Origin of the sequence: Natronorubrum halophilum (genome assembly GCF_003670115.1) — an archaeon.
GTDB classification, from domain to species: Archaea; Halobacteriota; Halobacteria; order Halobacteriales; family Natrialbaceae; genus Natronorubrum; species Natronorubrum halophilum.
Genome location: NZ_QQTY01000004.1, coordinates 151768 through 167127, shown reverse-complemented (window position 1 = coordinate 167127; position 15360 = coordinate 151768). Strand labels below are relative to the sequence as shown.

Sequence of the window (15360 nt, the reverse complement as noted above, 5' to 3'; positions counted from 1 at the left end):
GTCCCGGTCGAACGGTTCGCTCGAGGCCGGTCACCGTCACAGGGCCAGCTCGATGATGCTGACCGTAACCGCGTACAGCACCATCGAGGTGACGAGCGCGCGTCCGACGTGGTAGCCAAAGAGCGCTCGATCCAGCCCGCTCCGGAGGGCGATCGAGAGCGGAACCAGAATGAAACACAGGGTAACCAGGTAGACGCCGACGACGATGGCGAGCGATTCGGCCGGGAAGGCGGCGGCCTCGACGTCCGCGCCCGCCATGTCTTCGCTCGCCATCATCGCGGCCATCCCGACCGTTGCGCCGGCCACCAGCGGTCCGAAGTACGCTGCCGTGTTGTCGAGCGTCCCCGTGACCTCCCGCAGGCTCCGTTTGGTCCTGGCTTCGACGTCGTCGAGTTCCTCGAGGTGGTCGGCCATCGAGACGATCGCTCGACCTGCGGGTTTCCCCTCGTCGGCGGCGATCGCGAGCAGTGCGGCCGTCCCTCGCGCCCGCGGGCTCGGGACCGCTCTGAGCGCGCCGTACTCGCCGAGAAACGCCGCCTCGACGCCCGCGTGAAGCCGTCGCTGAACGCCGGCAGCGTGCTCGAAGACCGCGCCCGTCTCGGCGGGAACGCGCTCGGCCGCGAGTTCGATCGCCGATTCGACGGATTCGCCTTCGGCGACCTGCCGACCGACGAGGTAGAGGGCGTCGGTGAGGTGCGCTTCGACGTCACGAACGTCGTTTCGAACCCGAAGGATGGGGCTGAAGACCGCCAGGAGTCCTACGCCGAGACCGACGCCGAGTCCGGTGATCGGAGCCAGGTGGGCCGGGCCGACCAGGGTCGTGACCGCGTACGTGCCCGCGCCGGCACCCACCCCCCACAGCCCGCGCAGCCAGAGCCGATCGGGGACGTTCGGATGACCGGAACCGACCTTCGGCGGCGGGAACGCGACCGGCCGACGGACGAGCAACCAGAGGCTCGCGGCGACGAGACACGCGGGAAGGACGACGTTGTATAGCAGGACGACGATCCAGATATTGATCGAGAACCCGACCATCGGTATCGCGGGGACGAGCGCGATCAGTGCCAGCGGGATCATGATCCCGAAGGCGAACAGCGCGGATGTCGGAGCGCGGATCGAGGCGGTGAAGTCCGCCATCTGATTCCGGGTGCCGTTGAGCACGGCCGCTAGCGCCCGGTCGAGTGTTCGCGCTCGCTCGCCCTCCGTCGCGTCCTGGGCGGTCGCGAGCAAGTGCGCTGACCGTCGCAACGCGGGGAACCACGCGGCCCACTCGTCGGCGAACGACAGCAGCCCCGTCTCCGCGGTCCCCATCGATCGGTCGACGTGGGCGCCGAGACTGTCCGACAGCGGTCCCGTCCCGGTTTCGGCGGCGAACCGGACCGCGCTCTCGAGCGCCGGCTGGACCTGCATTCGCAACACCGCGCGGCCGATAAGGTTCGGCGTGTCGCCGAGCGCTTCCGTTCGGCGGAACGCCGCCTGTAGATGCGGGAGCGAGTGCACCGCGTGAACCGCTGCGACGGGCGTTACGAGTACGAAAAACAGGACGAACGGAAGCGGTGCCGAGGTCACCAACAGCCCCACGGGTAGCAGTGCACCGACGATACCGGCCCCGTAACCCGCACGAACGATCGTCTCGTCGTCGTGTGGCGAGTCGATAAACGAGAGCGACTCGACGAGGCCGTCGCTCCCGTCGACGTCGTAAGGGTAGAGCGCGGCCAGATTCCGAATGAGCGCTGCCAGTACCGCCATCGCTCATTCACGCCCCCGGTCGGCGTACGCTGCGGCGACTTCGCGCGGACTCGTCCGGCCGTCGTCGGCGAGCCTCGAGAGCACCGTCGTTCGCTCTGCGATCGCCCGTCGCACCGCTGCGTACTCCTCGCTCGATCCGGTGAGCCGATCGACGATCCGGCTTTCGCCGCGATCGATTCGTCCGGTCGGGGCGGCCCGCTCGCCGTCCAGTTCGTACAGCGACTCGAACCAGATGTCGTCGTCGCTGGCGATCACCTCCTCGATTCTGGCCACCCGGCGCTCGCGTCCGTTCGGCGTCCGGTGTGTCTGGACGGTCACGACGAGATCCGTCGCTCCGAACGAGGACGGTTCGACATCGAGATCGGAGACGACCCGCTCGTAGACGTCCTCGGCACCGTCGCCGTGGATCGTTCCGAGGACGGCGTTCGCGTTCGCACCGACCCGCATCGCTTCGTAGAGGACGCGCGCTTCGTCGCCCCGAATCTCCCCGACGACGAGCGCCCCGTCGCCGAGCCTGAGCGCGGTCTCGAGCGCCTCGTCGGGCGTGATCTCCAGCCCGTCGCCGGTTCCGGTCCGCAGCGCTTGTACGTCCCGATCGACTGCCTGCAGCGGAGCCACCGGGAGTTCGGGCGTGTCCTCGATTACGACGGTTCGGGTGCCCGGGGGCAGTTCGTAGAGCAGGGTCGTCTTTCCCGATCCGCGCGTGCCAGCGATCAGCGCGGCCGCGTTCCGCTCGACGGCGACCGAGAGAAACGCCGCGACCGCCGCCGGCACGGTGCCGTTCGCGACGAGAGCGGGCAGCGTGAACCTGTCGTCGGCCTCCTCGCGGAACGCGAACGCGACGCCGTCCGCGACGGGATCGGTCACGCCGGCGACGCGGACGCCCGTTCCGTTCTCGAGAGCGGCCGTCGCGTGGACCGTCGGATTCGCCCGCGAAAACGCCCGGCCGCTGGTTCGCCGAACTCGAGAGGCGAGCGCCCGGGCACCGTCCGGCGTCAGGTGTACGTTCGTCGTCATCGACTCCCCGTCGACGACGATCCGGACCGGGTTCCGCGAGACCGGCGACGTCACGTAGACGTCCGTCACTCGCGGATCCGCGAACAGATCCTCGAGGATCCCATAGCCGCTCGTGTGCTTCGAGAGGACCCTCGTCAGCAACGGATTCGCCGGCTCGTCGGTGACGTACTCGATCGCACGCGATGGCGCACGATCGCCGTCGACGACGCCCTCGGCGATAGCCTCGTACCCCTCGAGAAGCTGGCGTCGCTCCGTTTCGGAGAGCGTTCCGTCGGCCACGTCGAGTACGTACAGCGGAACGCTATCCGGCCGCGCGTAGATTCGCGCCTCGCTCCCGGTCTCGAGCGTCCGGACGCCCTTCAGACGCGCCTCGTCGTCGAGGTCTCGATCTACGAAGTAGTGTCCGATGGTGAGGCCGACGGTCGATGTCAGCGCCGATTCGTATCCATCGATCCCGCTCGAGACGGCAATGAGACCGGACTCGACGGCGATATCCGCGATCGCCCCGATCTGCGTCTCCAGCTCCGCAGCGGCCTCGAGCGGACGCACAGCGCCGATCTCGGCCAGTCGCTCGTCGCGATCACCGAGCAGTTCGACGAACCGGCCGGCCGCACCGAGCAGTTCGACGCTTCGATCGCCGTACCGCCGCTCGATTCCGTTCGATCGAGTGACGATGCCCGCTGCCTCGCGATCGGTGAGCGCGTCGACGACGGTGCGACGACACGGCTCCGAACTCGCGAGTTCGCCGTCACAGTCGCCCGCGTCGACTACCAGCACCTCGCCCTCGAAGGAGACGCGGCAGGCACACGCCCCGCGCTGCTCGTCCTCGAGGAGCGATCCGAGTCCGAGTTCGTCGATAACCGATCGAAAGGAGCTTGCGACCCAATCCTGTGACATATCGGTACTGGCAGCGCGTTGTGATTTAAACTCACACCCGTCGGGCGACGATCACCGATGTTCCGTCTTCGTCTGCCACCAAAACGAGCGCGAGGCGGTGTTCGCCGGCCCCGCCGAGTTCGGTCGTCTCGTTCCCCTCGGGATCGTTCCAGACGATCCGCTCGTCGAGAACCGCCTCTCGAGTGGTGCCGTCCTCGAGAACGTACCTGGCGTGCGTGTAACCTCCGCTCTCGTACGGGACCAGTTCGAAGCGGTCGACCTCAGCGGTCGTCAGCGTGTCCCGCGGAAGCGTCATCTCGACGACGCGTCGGGGATCGGGGTGACCGTCGGGCGTCACCTCCTCGGTTTCGATCAGCGAGGTCGCCTTGTTGTCGATCGCCGCCAGACTCGCGTCGACCTGCCGCTCGCTGTTCATCGTCGCTGCCGCGTCGATGGCGGGGATAGAAATCGCGAGGAGTGCGATCGTCAACACCACTGCGAGCACGTATCGGATCACGGGAGTCTGGCGCGAAGCGACGCGAACAGGGTACTCGACTCGTCGTCCCCACGGATCGACGTCTCGCTCGATCCGTTGTTGTTCGTTTCTCCCCTGTTTTCCGGCGTCTCGAGGAGCGTCTCGGCGGTTGTTTCCGCATCACCGGGCGCTCCGAACGGGGCGTCGTCGGCCGTGGGTTCCGTCGTCACGGGAGCCGTCGAATCCGCGCCGCTCGCGGTGGCTCCGAACGCGCGGCCCGATCCGGCGATCCGACCGTCGACACCCGCTTCGTTCGGTGCACGGGGGGTCGTTCTCGCTCGGTCACCGTTGACGTCGTCGCGGTCTCGTCCGCCGTCGCGACTCCCTCGATCCGTGAGCGCTCGCTCGAGTTCGTCGATCCGGTACTCGAGTCGATCGACGTCGGCGATGGCCGCATCGGCTCGTCGCTCGACGTCCTCGTTGATCGACTCGACGTTCCCGACGAAACCGCCGATCGAACCGACCGCTCCGTTCAGCTTCGCGAGCCGTCGTTCGTGGTTCCCGACTCGGGAATCGAGGCGCTCGAGGTCCTCCGCGAGTGCAGCAAGATTCGCGAGTCGGTCGATCTCGGCGTCGCCGTCGACGACCGCACGCTCGACCGCGGATAGCCGCCGGTCGAGCCGCTCGATATCGCTCATGTCGCTCTTGGCCGACTCATCGTACTTAAACATCGGCCCGATCGGGAGCGCTCGAGTCGCCGAAACCGGTGGCGTCGGTCGTCAGTCGTCCGCGACGACGTCGCTCGCCCGGGGACTGTCACCGCCGTGTGGCGTATCTCGCGAACGAATCTGCGCCGAATGGACTGTCTCCGTCGCGTCGTCGACGATGACGACCTCGCCGGTCGACTCCGGAAGCCGATCCGAATCCGTCAGCGAGGCGTTCATGTACGTCGGCTGGGCGGCCCGGAGCGCGTCGAGGTCCGCTCGGGACGTCAACCGATGGGAGAGCAAAATATCGGACTGGGAGATCCCCACATCCGGGACGGCGCTCGGGCGTTGCGTCGCCGAGACGAGGCTCACGCCGGGCGCGCGACCCCGCGTCAGAATCGTTCGCAGCGCCGGTTCGGCGACGCCCTCGAAGAACGTGTGGGCCTCGTCTATCAACAGCCATGGGAGCCGATCGATCGCCTCGGTGACGCGTGCGCGATACAGCGCTTCACCAACGCCGCGACAGACGGCGTTCATCGGCGCGGGTTCGAGCCCGGAGACGTCGATGACCGTCGCTTCGGAACCGCCGAGTCCGGCGGCGTCGATGCCGTCCGCGTCGAAGACCGCCCACGCGTCGGCGAGCCGAAGGTGGTTGACCGCCGCCCGTCTGTCGGCGGTCGGGGCGTCGGCGGACTCGACGTGGGCCGCCATCCCCTCGAGCGTCGATTCCTCCTGTGAAGCCTGCCAGAGGACCCCTCCCGCGCCGCTCTCCGGTGAGAGGCCGAGCAGCGCACACCACGATCGGGGATCGAGCGACGTCGGTGCGACGGCCGGATTGTCGACGATCGTTGCCGGGACGCCTTCACCGGGGGTCGACGTCGCGAGCGTGTCGAACACGCCCATCGGGTCGATTATCACCGGTGCGACGCCGGCCGCTCGAGCGAGGCCCTCCGCCAGCACGCCCATCGTGTAGGACTTCCCGTAGCCGCGCTTGCCCACGATCAACATCGCGTGCGGGCCGTCGAAATCGATGTGAAGTGGTGCTCCCTCGCTTCCGTCTCGAGCCCGATACGCACCGAGCCGCCCGACGGGGCCGCTCTCGAGGTCGTCACCGCGACCGAGTACGAAACTCATACCGGATACTCGCCGCGCCTTTCGATTTGAACGCTCAGTCTAACGTTTAAGTTGGAAGGCGGATCCAAGCGGGGGTATGCTTCCGAACAGTTTGCTACCGGACCGTTCCGATCGGTCGGATCGGTCCGCCAGGCCGCTCCGTTCGCGGTCGTCGTTCGCTCGGGACGACCGTGCGATCGAAGGCCTGCCGATCCGACTCGTGATCGCACTGGTCGTCGGTGTGGCCGCGCTGGCGTTGATGCTGAATATGCTCGGGACGATCGGTTCCGTTGGCGACACCGAAGTGGATGTTGAAATAACCAAGGGACAGGTCGTAGAGAACGGGGAAGAAGAAGACATCACGATCGAAGTCATCGACGAGAACGGCAACTACGTGGACGACGCGACCGTTCTCATCTCGTCGGGATCCGCTCAACTCGAAGGCACGTTAGACCAGAATACCGCTGACTCCTCGGAAGAGTACGAAGCGAAGTTCGAAGACGTCTCTGAACACGGGCTTCGTGCCGATCAGGACAAGGGGACGCTCGAAATCGATGTGGTACCGCCGTCGGATAGCAGCTATATCGACGAGCAGCCGAACTCGGAAATCATCGTCGTCCAGGATCGAAATTGACGCTCGAATCTCCGTCCAACACTACACGAGAATCTCGGGACACACTACGTCTTCGGGACCGATACCGACGCGAGCGAGACGATTCCACTTCGACACTTACAGTCAGCTATGAACGACGGAAGGACGAATCAGCTATACCCCGAAAACGGGACTCGGTTTGGTTTGGATAGTAACACCCGGGAAGAAATGACGGTAACGAACTCGAGAGCGGGCGAACAGCGGTTTCGAGAGCATCGCGCGAGGTGGCGATGATTCCACCGCTCGTGACGCCCGTCGAGATTCTCACTGGTGTGTCGCTCGCCCTCGTGTTCGGCACTGTCTCCGCGGCAGTCGTCGGTTGTATCGGCTTCGCAACCCGTTACGTCGGCAACGAGACGATCCCGCCGGCCGCGGGAGGTGCGGCAACCCTCGCGATCACCGGCACCGGCTTGTACGCCGCGGCCGCCGTCGACCTGAGCACGGTCCAGTCCGGGCTGTTCCTCGGCGCGGGGCTCAATTTCCTTCTCGGCGTGTACGCGACGAGTCGGGGAAGCCGACTTGCTGCCGACCTGCCGCGTACCGCCGCTGGCTCGGTCGAACGAACGCAACCACTTGCGGCGGACGCGATCGACGCGGTCGACGCAGTCGGACAGGTCACGGTCCGTTCGAGCGGCGCGGTTCGGGAGCTCGAGGGATATCCGCCGCTCGGTCCGGAACTCCGAGCCACACTCGAGGACGGCGCGTGGCGACTCCCCGTGGATCTCCCAGTGTCGGCGCTCGAGACGCGTCTCGAGGACAAACTACGGATGACCCACGACCTCGAGGCGGTATCCGTCGCTATCGACGGGCGGGGACGAGCGACGATCACCGCAGCGCCGCCGGCGAACGGTATCGCGAAACAGGTGCCCGAAGGATGGCGCGCCGTCTCGATCCGGGCGCTCCTCCCCACGGGACTGGCACCGGGTGACGACATTCTCGTCGCCACCGGCTCGGAGACGGTCCCCGGAACGGTGCTCGATGAGACCGTCGACGCGGTCGCCGATGGCGGTCACGTTGATATCGACTCGAGCGCGCCAGACAGCACTTGGGGCGACGATCGATCCGAAGAAAGGGGCGGTTCGCTCCCGATCGATGCCGCGACGAGCGGCGGCGATGGATGCGTTACCCTCGCCGTCCCAACAACCGAGGCGGAACCCCTTCTCGAGACCGATCGAGCACGGATCGTCGTCAAGCCGCGCGGAGTCACCCCGAACTCGCTGCGATTTCGCTGCTCGAGCGAGATGGCACGTCGATTCGGCGGGTGACGGTGACCGAAGCGGTGCTGGACGCTGTTTCCGCGGACGAGGGCGAGATCGACGTCTTCGCGATCCGGAAGGCGGATCTGAGCGCCGACGACCTGACGTCCGAGCACGAGTGGCGGTTCGAGCCGGAGCGGGACGCGCTTCCGATCGGCACCGAGGCGTTCCTCCTCGGTCCCGACGCAGGGGGGATCGGACCCGAACCGGACGAACGGGAACCGCCGGTGCTCGAGGGGAGTCACTGAGATGACGACCGCAGTCGCACTCGAGACGATCGGCGCGGTACAACCGCTGCAAAACGGCGCGGAGGTCGGTGGCAACGCGACGCTCGAGTGGACACGAACGGCGCTGCTCGGTATTCTCGGGTACGGATTATTGGCGGGCATCGGAGCGCTGGCGGTCGCGTTCGCCTATCGAGCACTGACCGTTCGCGAACTCCCGATCGGACCGGCCGCCCTCGTCGGTCTCGCGCTGCCGACGGGGTGGCTCTCCGCGGAGGCGATTCGCCACGGCGAGGTCATCGCCGACTCGCCGTTGATCCACTACACGTCCGGGACGTTCTTCCTCGGGGTCCTGTTCGCCGGCACCGTCGCTGCGAGCGGCGGTCACCGTCTCGGCGATCGCCTCGCGTGTGGCGCGTACGAGATCGCGAAACTCGATGCGGGCGGGCAGATCGCGGATCTCGTTCGTTCGGCCGGCCTCGCCATCACCGTCACGCTTCCGCCGTCGGTCGACGACGCCGAAGGCTACCCGCCCGTCGACGACTCCGTCAAACGGGAGCTGGCGGGCAAAGAACTCCGGCTTCCGAGCGGGCTGTCGATTGCGGAACGCCGATCGAGAGTGACGGCTCGGATCGAATCCGATTACGGTCTCGGGTACGTCCGCGTCGAACTCACTGAGGATGGTACCGTCTCGACTATCACAGTCGGCGACCGGCGAACCGGTATCAGTCCCTCGCTGGGGCCGAACCGCGCCGCGGTCGCGATTTCGGGTCCCCCTCTGCCGACGGCGAGCGCTGGCGATCCGGTCGATGTCTGGACGTGCGGCGACTCGAATCGACTCGTTGCGACGGGGCGGCTGCGAGCGAGTGCCGGCCCAGTGACAACGCTGATCGTCGATGCGGAGGACGCGGACGCGTTCGAGCGCGGCGAACGATACCAGCTTACGACGCGTCCGGAGACGCGTAGCGACGCCAACGCGCTCGTTTCCGCGATCCGATTCGCTGACGAGACGGTCGTGGCGATCACGGTCGAGGACGGCGGGCCGCTCGAGAGCGAGTTCGTCGGCTGGGTTCCCGGAACCGTCCTCGCGATCGATCGCGGCACTGCGGTGCTCTCGCTGCCGGCGGAGAAGGTCCCACTGGAGGCCGGTGATACGGTCTACGTCTTCGGAACGCCGCTCGAACTCGAGTCACTTTCGACGGGGCTCGAGGCACAGCCGGTATCCGACGCGGGGACGTACAGCCGGTAACTGCGGAGGATCGGTGCTGTCGCGTCGATGAGCAGCGGTCCACCACTCGTTGCACGATAAGGGAACAACTTTCGGGCCGCTCGCGTACAGATCACGTATGTCCGAACTTCACGCTGCTTCCGAGACGGCTATTCGCCAGTGTCTGGCCCTCGAGAGCGACGAATCCTGTGCGATCATTACGGACGACAAGCGCGAACCGATCGGCGAGGCGCTGTACGAAGTCGCCCGCGATATCACCGACGACGCAGCTATCGTCCGGTATCCGCCGGGCGAGACCCACGGCAGCGAGCCACCCGCTCCCGTCGCCGCAGCGATGGCCGGTGCGGACGTCGTCCTCGCGCCGACGACCAAGAGCCTGAGCCACACCCGCGCTCGCACCGAGGCCAACGAGGCGGGAGCCCGCGTCGCGACGCTTCCGGGGATCACGGAGGCCGTCTTTACGACTGGGCTGGACGCCGACTACGACTCGATCGCGGCCCACTGCGAGGACGTCCGTACGCAGGTTGCCGGCGCTGACGAAATCCGCGTAACGACCCCCGCCGGCACCGACATCACGTTCGGGATCGGCGACCGGGAGTGGCTCTCGGACACCGGGATCGTTCACGAGCCCGGGCAGATGTCGAACCTTCCTGCCGGAGAGGTGTTCGTCAGTCCCGAAACCGCAACCGGCACCTTCGTCGTCGATGGAACGATGCGTCCCCACGGGCTGCTCGAGGACGGGCAAACGCTGACGTTCGAGGTCGAAGACGGCTTCGTCACGCACATTTCGGACGACGAGATTCGCGAGACGGTCGAGGGCGCAGCCGAAGACGTCGGCGACGCGGCGTACAACCTCGCGGAACTGGGAATCGGAACGAACGTGGCCGTCACCGAACTCGTCGGCTCCGTCCTCCTCGACGAGAAGGCTGCCGGAACCGTTCACATCGCGATCGGGGACAATGCGGGAATCGGCGGCGAGACGGAAGCGCCGATCCACCTCGACGGAATTTTGCGGGAACCGACCGTCTACGCCGACGGCAACCCGATCGACCTTCCCGACGCGTAGTCGGACGTCGAGCGGCGTCTGCGCCGGGCGAACGATAGCGGAGTGTAACGCGGTGTCGGCCCGATTCCAAGTTCAATCGCCTTTTAGGCACGTACCGTTTACAGCGTGTTATGACCGATATTCCGGACCGCGTTCCCACGCCGTGTCCGTCCTGTTCGCCGGACCTCGAGACGGTCCACGAAGTGTTGACGGTGACGGAAGGCGGCGGCACCGTGACAGTCCGCTGTAGCGACTGCGGCCACGTTCACAAGATTCAGCCCGAACAAGAGCGCGAGGTAACGCTCGACGTCGTCGTCTCCCAGGAAGGAGAGTCTTTCACCGCGAACGTTACGACTCCCGAAGGCGAGACCATCGAGACCGGCGACGAGTTCATTCTCGAGACCGACGAGGTTCTGTCGACGGTCCGCGTCACGAGCCTCGAACTCGACGGACAAAAGCGCAGAGAGGCGGCCGTCGTCGACGACATCGAAACCGTCTGGACGCGCGAGGTCGACAACGTCGCCGTCAACGTCACCGTTCACCCCCAGGACGGCTCGAGAAACGACAGTCGGAGTATTACGGTCCACGTGCCCGGCGACTACGAGTTCGAGGTCGGGACGACCGAGGAGTTCGGCGACGACGAGTTCGAAATCGACGCCTTCGTCGTGCGCAAGGACGCCTCTGGCTATCACCGGGATCGCTACGAAGAAGGCGGCGACACGGTCCTCGCGAAGGACGTCAAACGGGTCTACGCCTACGACGAACAGAGCACCGCGTGGTCGGCCTGGTAGCGCCGACCGCTCGCTACGCCGGGACCGATCGTCTGTTCGAACGCCGATCCACCGCCCGGCATTCGCTGCCCACAGGCTATTGCCGCCGAGACGCTACCTTTCGCCACTCATGTCCGATAGCTACGAGGCCGAACGCGAGCGGATGGTCCGGACCGTCGCACCGCGCGTCGACGACGATCGGGTCCTCGAGGCCCTCGAGTCGGTCCCCCGCCACGTCTTCGTCCCGCCCGTTCGCCGAGACCGGGCCTACGAGGACCGGCCCCTGCCGATCGGAGACGGCCAGACGATCAGCGCTCCCCACATGGTCGCGATCATGACCGACGTGCTCGACCCCGAACCCGGCGAAAGCGTCCTCGAGATCGGTACCGGCTGTGGCTATCACGCCGCAGTCACCGCCGAACTCGTCGGCGAGGAGAACGTTTACAGCGTCGAATACAGCGATGACCTCGCCGAGGATGCCCGGAAGCGACTCGCCTCGGTCGGCTACGACGGCGTGTCGGTCCGAGCCAGCGACGGCCGCGAGGGCTGGGCCGAACACGCTCCCTACGACGCCGTCTACTTCACGTGTGCGGCCGCGACCTTTCCCAGCCCCGTCGTCGAGCAGGTCCGCTCCGGCGGACAGCTTCTTGCACCGATCGGGACCGGATTCCAGACCCTCGTCGAGGCGACGAAACGCGAGGATGGGAACCTCGACCGAACCGAGCACGGCGGGGTTCGGTTCGTCGAAATGCGAGGCGGATAATCGCCCGCAGTGACGCCGGGCCGCGCAAGCGCGTCATTGATAACAACCGGTGCGATATCTCGAGTATGGACCCCGCGGTATTGCGAGAGGACATGGTCGACGGCCTCGAGTCTACCGCCAGGGACGTCCTCCACGACGAGGGCGTTGCCGTTGCGATGCGTGACGTCCCTCGCCACGAGTTCTTCGAAGACGAACGCTCGGCCTACGCCGACCGCGAGCACGACGCCCTCGGGACTCGCGTGCTCGCGCCGAGCACCGTCGCCCGATTGCTTCAGGCCCTCGCCCTCAAGGACGACGACGAGGTGCTGATCGTCGGCGCTGGTGTCGGCTACACGGCCGCCGTCGCGGCCGAACTCGTCGGTGAAACGAACGTCCACGCCGTCGATATCTCCCGGCCGCTCGTTCTCGAAGCGCGCCAGAATCTCGCCCGAGCGGGCTACGACGGCGTATTCGTCGACCGTCGCGACGGGGCAACGGGCCTCCCCGAGTACGCGCCGTTCGACCGGATCCTGCTCGAGGCTGCCGCCGTCGATCCGCCGCGGGCGCTACTCGAGCAACTAGCGACCGGCGGTCGACTGGTCTTTCCTCGCGGAACCCAACGCCAACGACTCGAGGCGGTTTCGGATGACGGCGACCGAACCCGGTTTGGGGCCGTGTCGTTCGAGCCGTTGTTGGTCGAGGGCGAACAGGCGGGCGCCGTCGAACGCAACCGAACGGACCGCGAGGACATGGAGCACGCACTGCGCCGTTCCGAATCCCGTCGGGGATGGGAACACGAGTGGATCGAGTGGGAGGAATCGGTCGATTCACGGTGACCGTGTCCGTACTCGGTTACTGAACCAGGCGACTGCCGTTCGTTCTGTTCCGGCACTATCGACTTGCGTCGGTCCCCTCGAGCCAGTTGAAGACGGTTTTCCGGCTACGGTTGCTGGTGCTCGATACACAATGCCGACGAAAAGTGGGGGTGGGGGGATTGGGGGTGGCGACAGAGTATCACAGATCGCCACTTACCCGTACGAACTGGCGCGAGTTAACTATGGTCACTAACTGATTAGTAGTTGCCTACATTCTAATCTAATCAATTAGTAATCCTCCGGAGACCGCTGAACCATCGTCGTAGACGGTAAGTCGCTCCGTCGTCAGAGCGCGAGGTCCGAACGGGATCGAACTGCCTCGCCCCCTTCCTGTGTCGATACGTCGATGACTCCAGGGGAGAGTTAGTTTTCGTCCGTGGATCGATCGGAGAATCGGGCGGCGATAACGATCGCGGATCGTCGATTACTGAACAGGGATGTGGTAACCACACCTCCTCATCGTGTGGCCGTTGTTCGACTCGCTTCCGCTCTACTCAGACTCCCCGTCGAACGCCAACGCGACGAGCTTTCGTTCCGCTGCTCGCAGGTGGTAGTGATAGGTCGGCGGCGATATCTCGAGGGCGTCCGCGAGGTCCTCTCCGGTACTCTCGCGCGGCCACTCGAAGAACCCACTGTAGTGGGCTACCTGTAGTGCTTCGAACTGCTTGGCCGTGAGTCGGTCCTCGAGATGCGTATCGAGTTGCCGGGCCGTCCGTGTGCTGGTCGTCTCGCGTCGCGCTTCCAGTTCCGTCTCGGGGTATCGCTCTCTGATCGCCTCGACCAGCGATCGGGGTTCGACCTGCTGGGGGACCTCGAGAACGAGCGTCGTCGTCCCGTCTTCGCCCGTTGCCCTCCGCAATTGGACATCGTAGGTCCGCAAAACGTCCAGGAACGGCGACGAGGTAACCGTCAGTTCGAACAGAATTTCGTCGTCGCCCTCCGATACGGCCGAGAGTGTTTCGACCGACGCCCACTGATCCAGCGACGTGAGATCCGTTTCCCGCGGGGTGCTGACGAACACGCCGACTTCGTCATCTCGGTCGATTATCCCCTCGATAGCGACCGGTCCGTCGGCCCGCTCGGCCAGCCGGTTCAACAGCAGTCGCGAGTCGTGACACGCGAGTTCGAGTTCGAGTCGGCTATCGGTTACCATCGCCCGCGTACGTTCGACCGACCGGATCGCGTGGCCGATCGTCTCGCCGAGTTCACCGAGCACCGCTCGCTCGCTGTCACCGATGGAGTCAGCTCCGGCCACGTGGACGAGTAACACGCCATAGCGCCGCTCGCTGTCGACGAGGGGAACCGCGAGTATCGTCTGGTAGCCGTAGGTCAACGCCTCCTTCCGACGCCCGTCCCACCCGTCGGCTTCGAGGACGTTCCGGACGACCTGGACTTGTTCGGCCTCGAGCGTGTCCCTGATCAACCGGATTTCGGGAGCGTGGTCGCCGTCCTCGCGAACGCGATCGATAAACGCCGCGTCGACGCCAGCCCACGCCGTCGGCTCGGGTGGAGTGTCGTCGCTCGAGGCGATCCAGGCGAAACGGTACCGCTCCGTGTCGGCCAGTCTCTCACAGGCATGCGTTTCGATCTCGGTCCGTGTCGAGGCCTGTGCGACCCCGTGGTTGATCTCTCGAACGATCTCGTTGGTGTGATTGAGTCGCGTCAACTCCTCGTTTTGCCGGGTCAACGTCCGATCGTGTTCCCGAAGCAGTTGCTCGCGTTCCGCGCGATCCAGCGCTGCTTCGGTGTTCGCCGCCAAAATATGCAGCAACTCCGTCATTGTCTCGTCGAAGCCGTCGTCGTCTTCGGTCCCCGCGACCAACACGCCGTGGGTCCCGAGCGGGACGATCAACTCGTTCCGACTCACCGTCTTGGCGTTCTCCGGATCCCGCGTTACGTCCTCGTAGTAGGCGCTTTCCCCCTCCGAAAACACGTCCCAGATATGCCCTTCGCCGTGCTCGAAGCTCAGCTTCGGATCGACGAGCTCTTGCGACTCTCGCGTCGATGCCGCGTGCTCGAGCGTCCCCTCCGTCGGCTTGAATGCGTACGCCACGGCGACGGACACGTCGAGGATTTCGCCCGCCGTATCGACCGCCGATTGGTATATATCGCGTTTCGTGCCCGCTCGCATCAGATCTCGCGTCGTCTCGTGTAACGTCGCCAGCGTCCGTTCGTACCGGCGCTCGCTCTCGCGGAGTTCCGTTTCGGTCCGGTACTGGGCGACCGCGTTCGTGATCTGGTTTGCGAGCAGGGCGTACTGCTCCTTTCCCGACTCCTTCTGGAGGTACTGGGTCACGCCCGCCGCGATCGCTTCGCTGGCGATTTCCTCGGACCCGCGACCGGTAAAGAGAATAAACGGAAGGTCCGGATCGCTCTCGCGGACTCGCTCGAGCAGTTCGAGCCCCGTTATCTTCGGCATCTCGTAATCACTGACGACACAGTCGATCGAACGCGCCTCGATGGCCTCGAGGGCCGTCTCGGCGTTCGTCGCCGACTCGGCGACGATCGAGTCGCGCTGGCGCTCGAGCATCTCGCCGACGAGGTCGGCGAAACCCGGTTCGTTATCCACGATGAGGACGGTAATCGGGTTCGTCATTGGTTAGCGTCGGGGCAGCGGTCGGTGGGTCGGTC

At 65.8% G+C, this 15360-nt stretch carries 14 protein-coding genes; 8 read left to right on the top strand and 6 right to left on the bottom strand.

Annotated features, from left to right (window positions below; all coding sequences use genetic code 11):
• Positions 1-36 precede the first annotated feature (36 nt).
• From DWB23_RS16270 to DWB23_RS16250, 5 genes are all read right to left on the bottom strand, one after another.
• The gene (locus DWB23_RS16270) at positions 37-1749 is read right to left on the bottom strand and encodes a secretion system protein (protein WP_121743847.1); all 1713 of its coding nucleotides are present in this window, start codon (positions 1747-1749) and stop codon (positions 37-39) included.
• A 3-nt stretch (positions 1750-1752) separates the two neighbouring features.
• Positions 1753-3663: a type II/IV secretion system ATPase subunit gene (locus tag DWB23_RS16265; RefSeq protein ID WP_121743846.1), complete on the bottom strand. Its 1911-nt coding sequence runs from the start codon at positions 3661-3663 to the stop codon at positions 1753-1755.
• A 31-nt stretch (positions 3664-3694) separates the two neighbouring features.
• The gene (locus DWB23_RS16260; protein WP_121743845.1) at positions 3695-4159 is read right to left on the bottom strand and encodes a DUF7311 family protein; all 465 of its coding nucleotides are present in this window, start codon (positions 4157-4159) and stop codon (positions 3695-3697) included.
• The gene (locus tag DWB23_RS16255) at positions 4156-4815 is read right to left on the bottom strand and encodes a DUF7310 family coiled-coil domain-containing protein (RefSeq protein ID WP_238717488.1); all 660 of its coding nucleotides are present in this window, start codon (positions 4813-4815) and stop codon (positions 4156-4158) included. Before DWB23_RS16255 ends, DWB23_RS16260 begins: the two co-directional genes overlap by 4 nt.
• A gap of 81 nt (positions 4816-4896) precedes the next feature.
• Positions 4897-5958, bottom strand: coding sequence for an ATP-binding protein (locus DWB23_RS16250; RefSeq protein WP_121743843.1), 1062 nt, complete (start codon positions 5956-5958; stop codon positions 4897-4899).
• Between the two features lie 76 nt (positions 5959-6034).
• Here DWB23_RS16250 and DWB23_RS16245 point away from each other — a divergent pair, with 76 nt between their 5' ends.
• From DWB23_RS16245 to DWB23_RS16215, 8 genes are all read left to right on the top strand, one after another.
• On the top strand, positions 6035-6571 hold the full coding sequence (locus tag DWB23_RS16245; protein ID WP_238717487.1) for a DUF7382 domain-containing protein: 537 nt from the start codon (positions 6035-6037) through the stop codon (positions 6569-6571).
• A gap of 248 nt (positions 6572-6819) precedes the next feature.
• Positions 6820-7854 carry a hypothetical protein gene (locus DWB23_RS16240; protein ID WP_238717486.1) on the top strand — a complete coding sequence of 345 codons (1035 nt, stop codon included), beginning with the start codon at positions 6820-6822 and terminating at the stop codon, positions 7852-7854.
• Between the two features lie 2 nt (positions 7855-7856).
• The gene (locus tag DWB23_RS23545; protein WP_238717485.1) at positions 7857-8093 is read left to right on the top strand and encodes a hypothetical protein; all 237 of its coding nucleotides are present in this window, start codon (positions 7857-7859) and stop codon (positions 8091-8093) included.
• Position 8094: 1 nt separating this feature from the next.
• A complete protein-coding gene (locus DWB23_RS16235) occupies positions 8095-9318 on the top strand; it encodes a hypothetical protein (RefSeq protein WP_121743842.1) in 1224 nt (407 codons plus the stop codon).
• A gap of 97 nt (positions 9319-9415) precedes the next feature.
• Positions 9416-10363, top strand: coding sequence for an aminopeptidase (locus DWB23_RS16230; RefSeq protein WP_121743841.1), 948 nt, complete (start codon positions 9416-9418; stop codon positions 10361-10363).
• A gap of 110 nt (positions 10364-10473) precedes the next feature.
• On the top strand, positions 10474-11133 hold the full coding sequence (locus DWB23_RS16225) for an HVO_0476 family zinc finger protein (RefSeq protein WP_121743840.1): 660 nt from the start codon (positions 10474-10476) through the stop codon (positions 11131-11133).
• A gap of 109 nt (positions 11134-11242) precedes the next feature.
• Positions 11243-11875, top strand: coding sequence for a protein-L-isoaspartate(D-aspartate) O-methyltransferase (locus tag DWB23_RS16220; RefSeq protein ID WP_121743839.1), 633 nt, complete (start codon positions 11243-11245; stop codon positions 11873-11875).
• 65 nt (positions 11876-11940) lie between these two features.
• Entirely contained in the window at positions 11941-12690 is a 750-nt protein-coding gene (locus DWB23_RS16215; protein WP_121743838.1) for a protein-L-isoaspartate O-methyltransferase family protein, read from the top strand.
• Positions 12691-13219: 529 nt separating this feature from the next.
• On the opposite strand, the gene DWB23_RS16210 is transcribed toward DWB23_RS16215, so the two are convergent.
• Complete coding sequence (locus DWB23_RS16210; protein WP_121743837.1) at positions 13220-15325, bottom strand: bacterio-opsin activator domain-containing protein; 2106 nt, start codon at positions 15323-15325, stop codon at positions 13220-13222.
• Positions 15326-15360 lie beyond the last annotated feature (35 nt).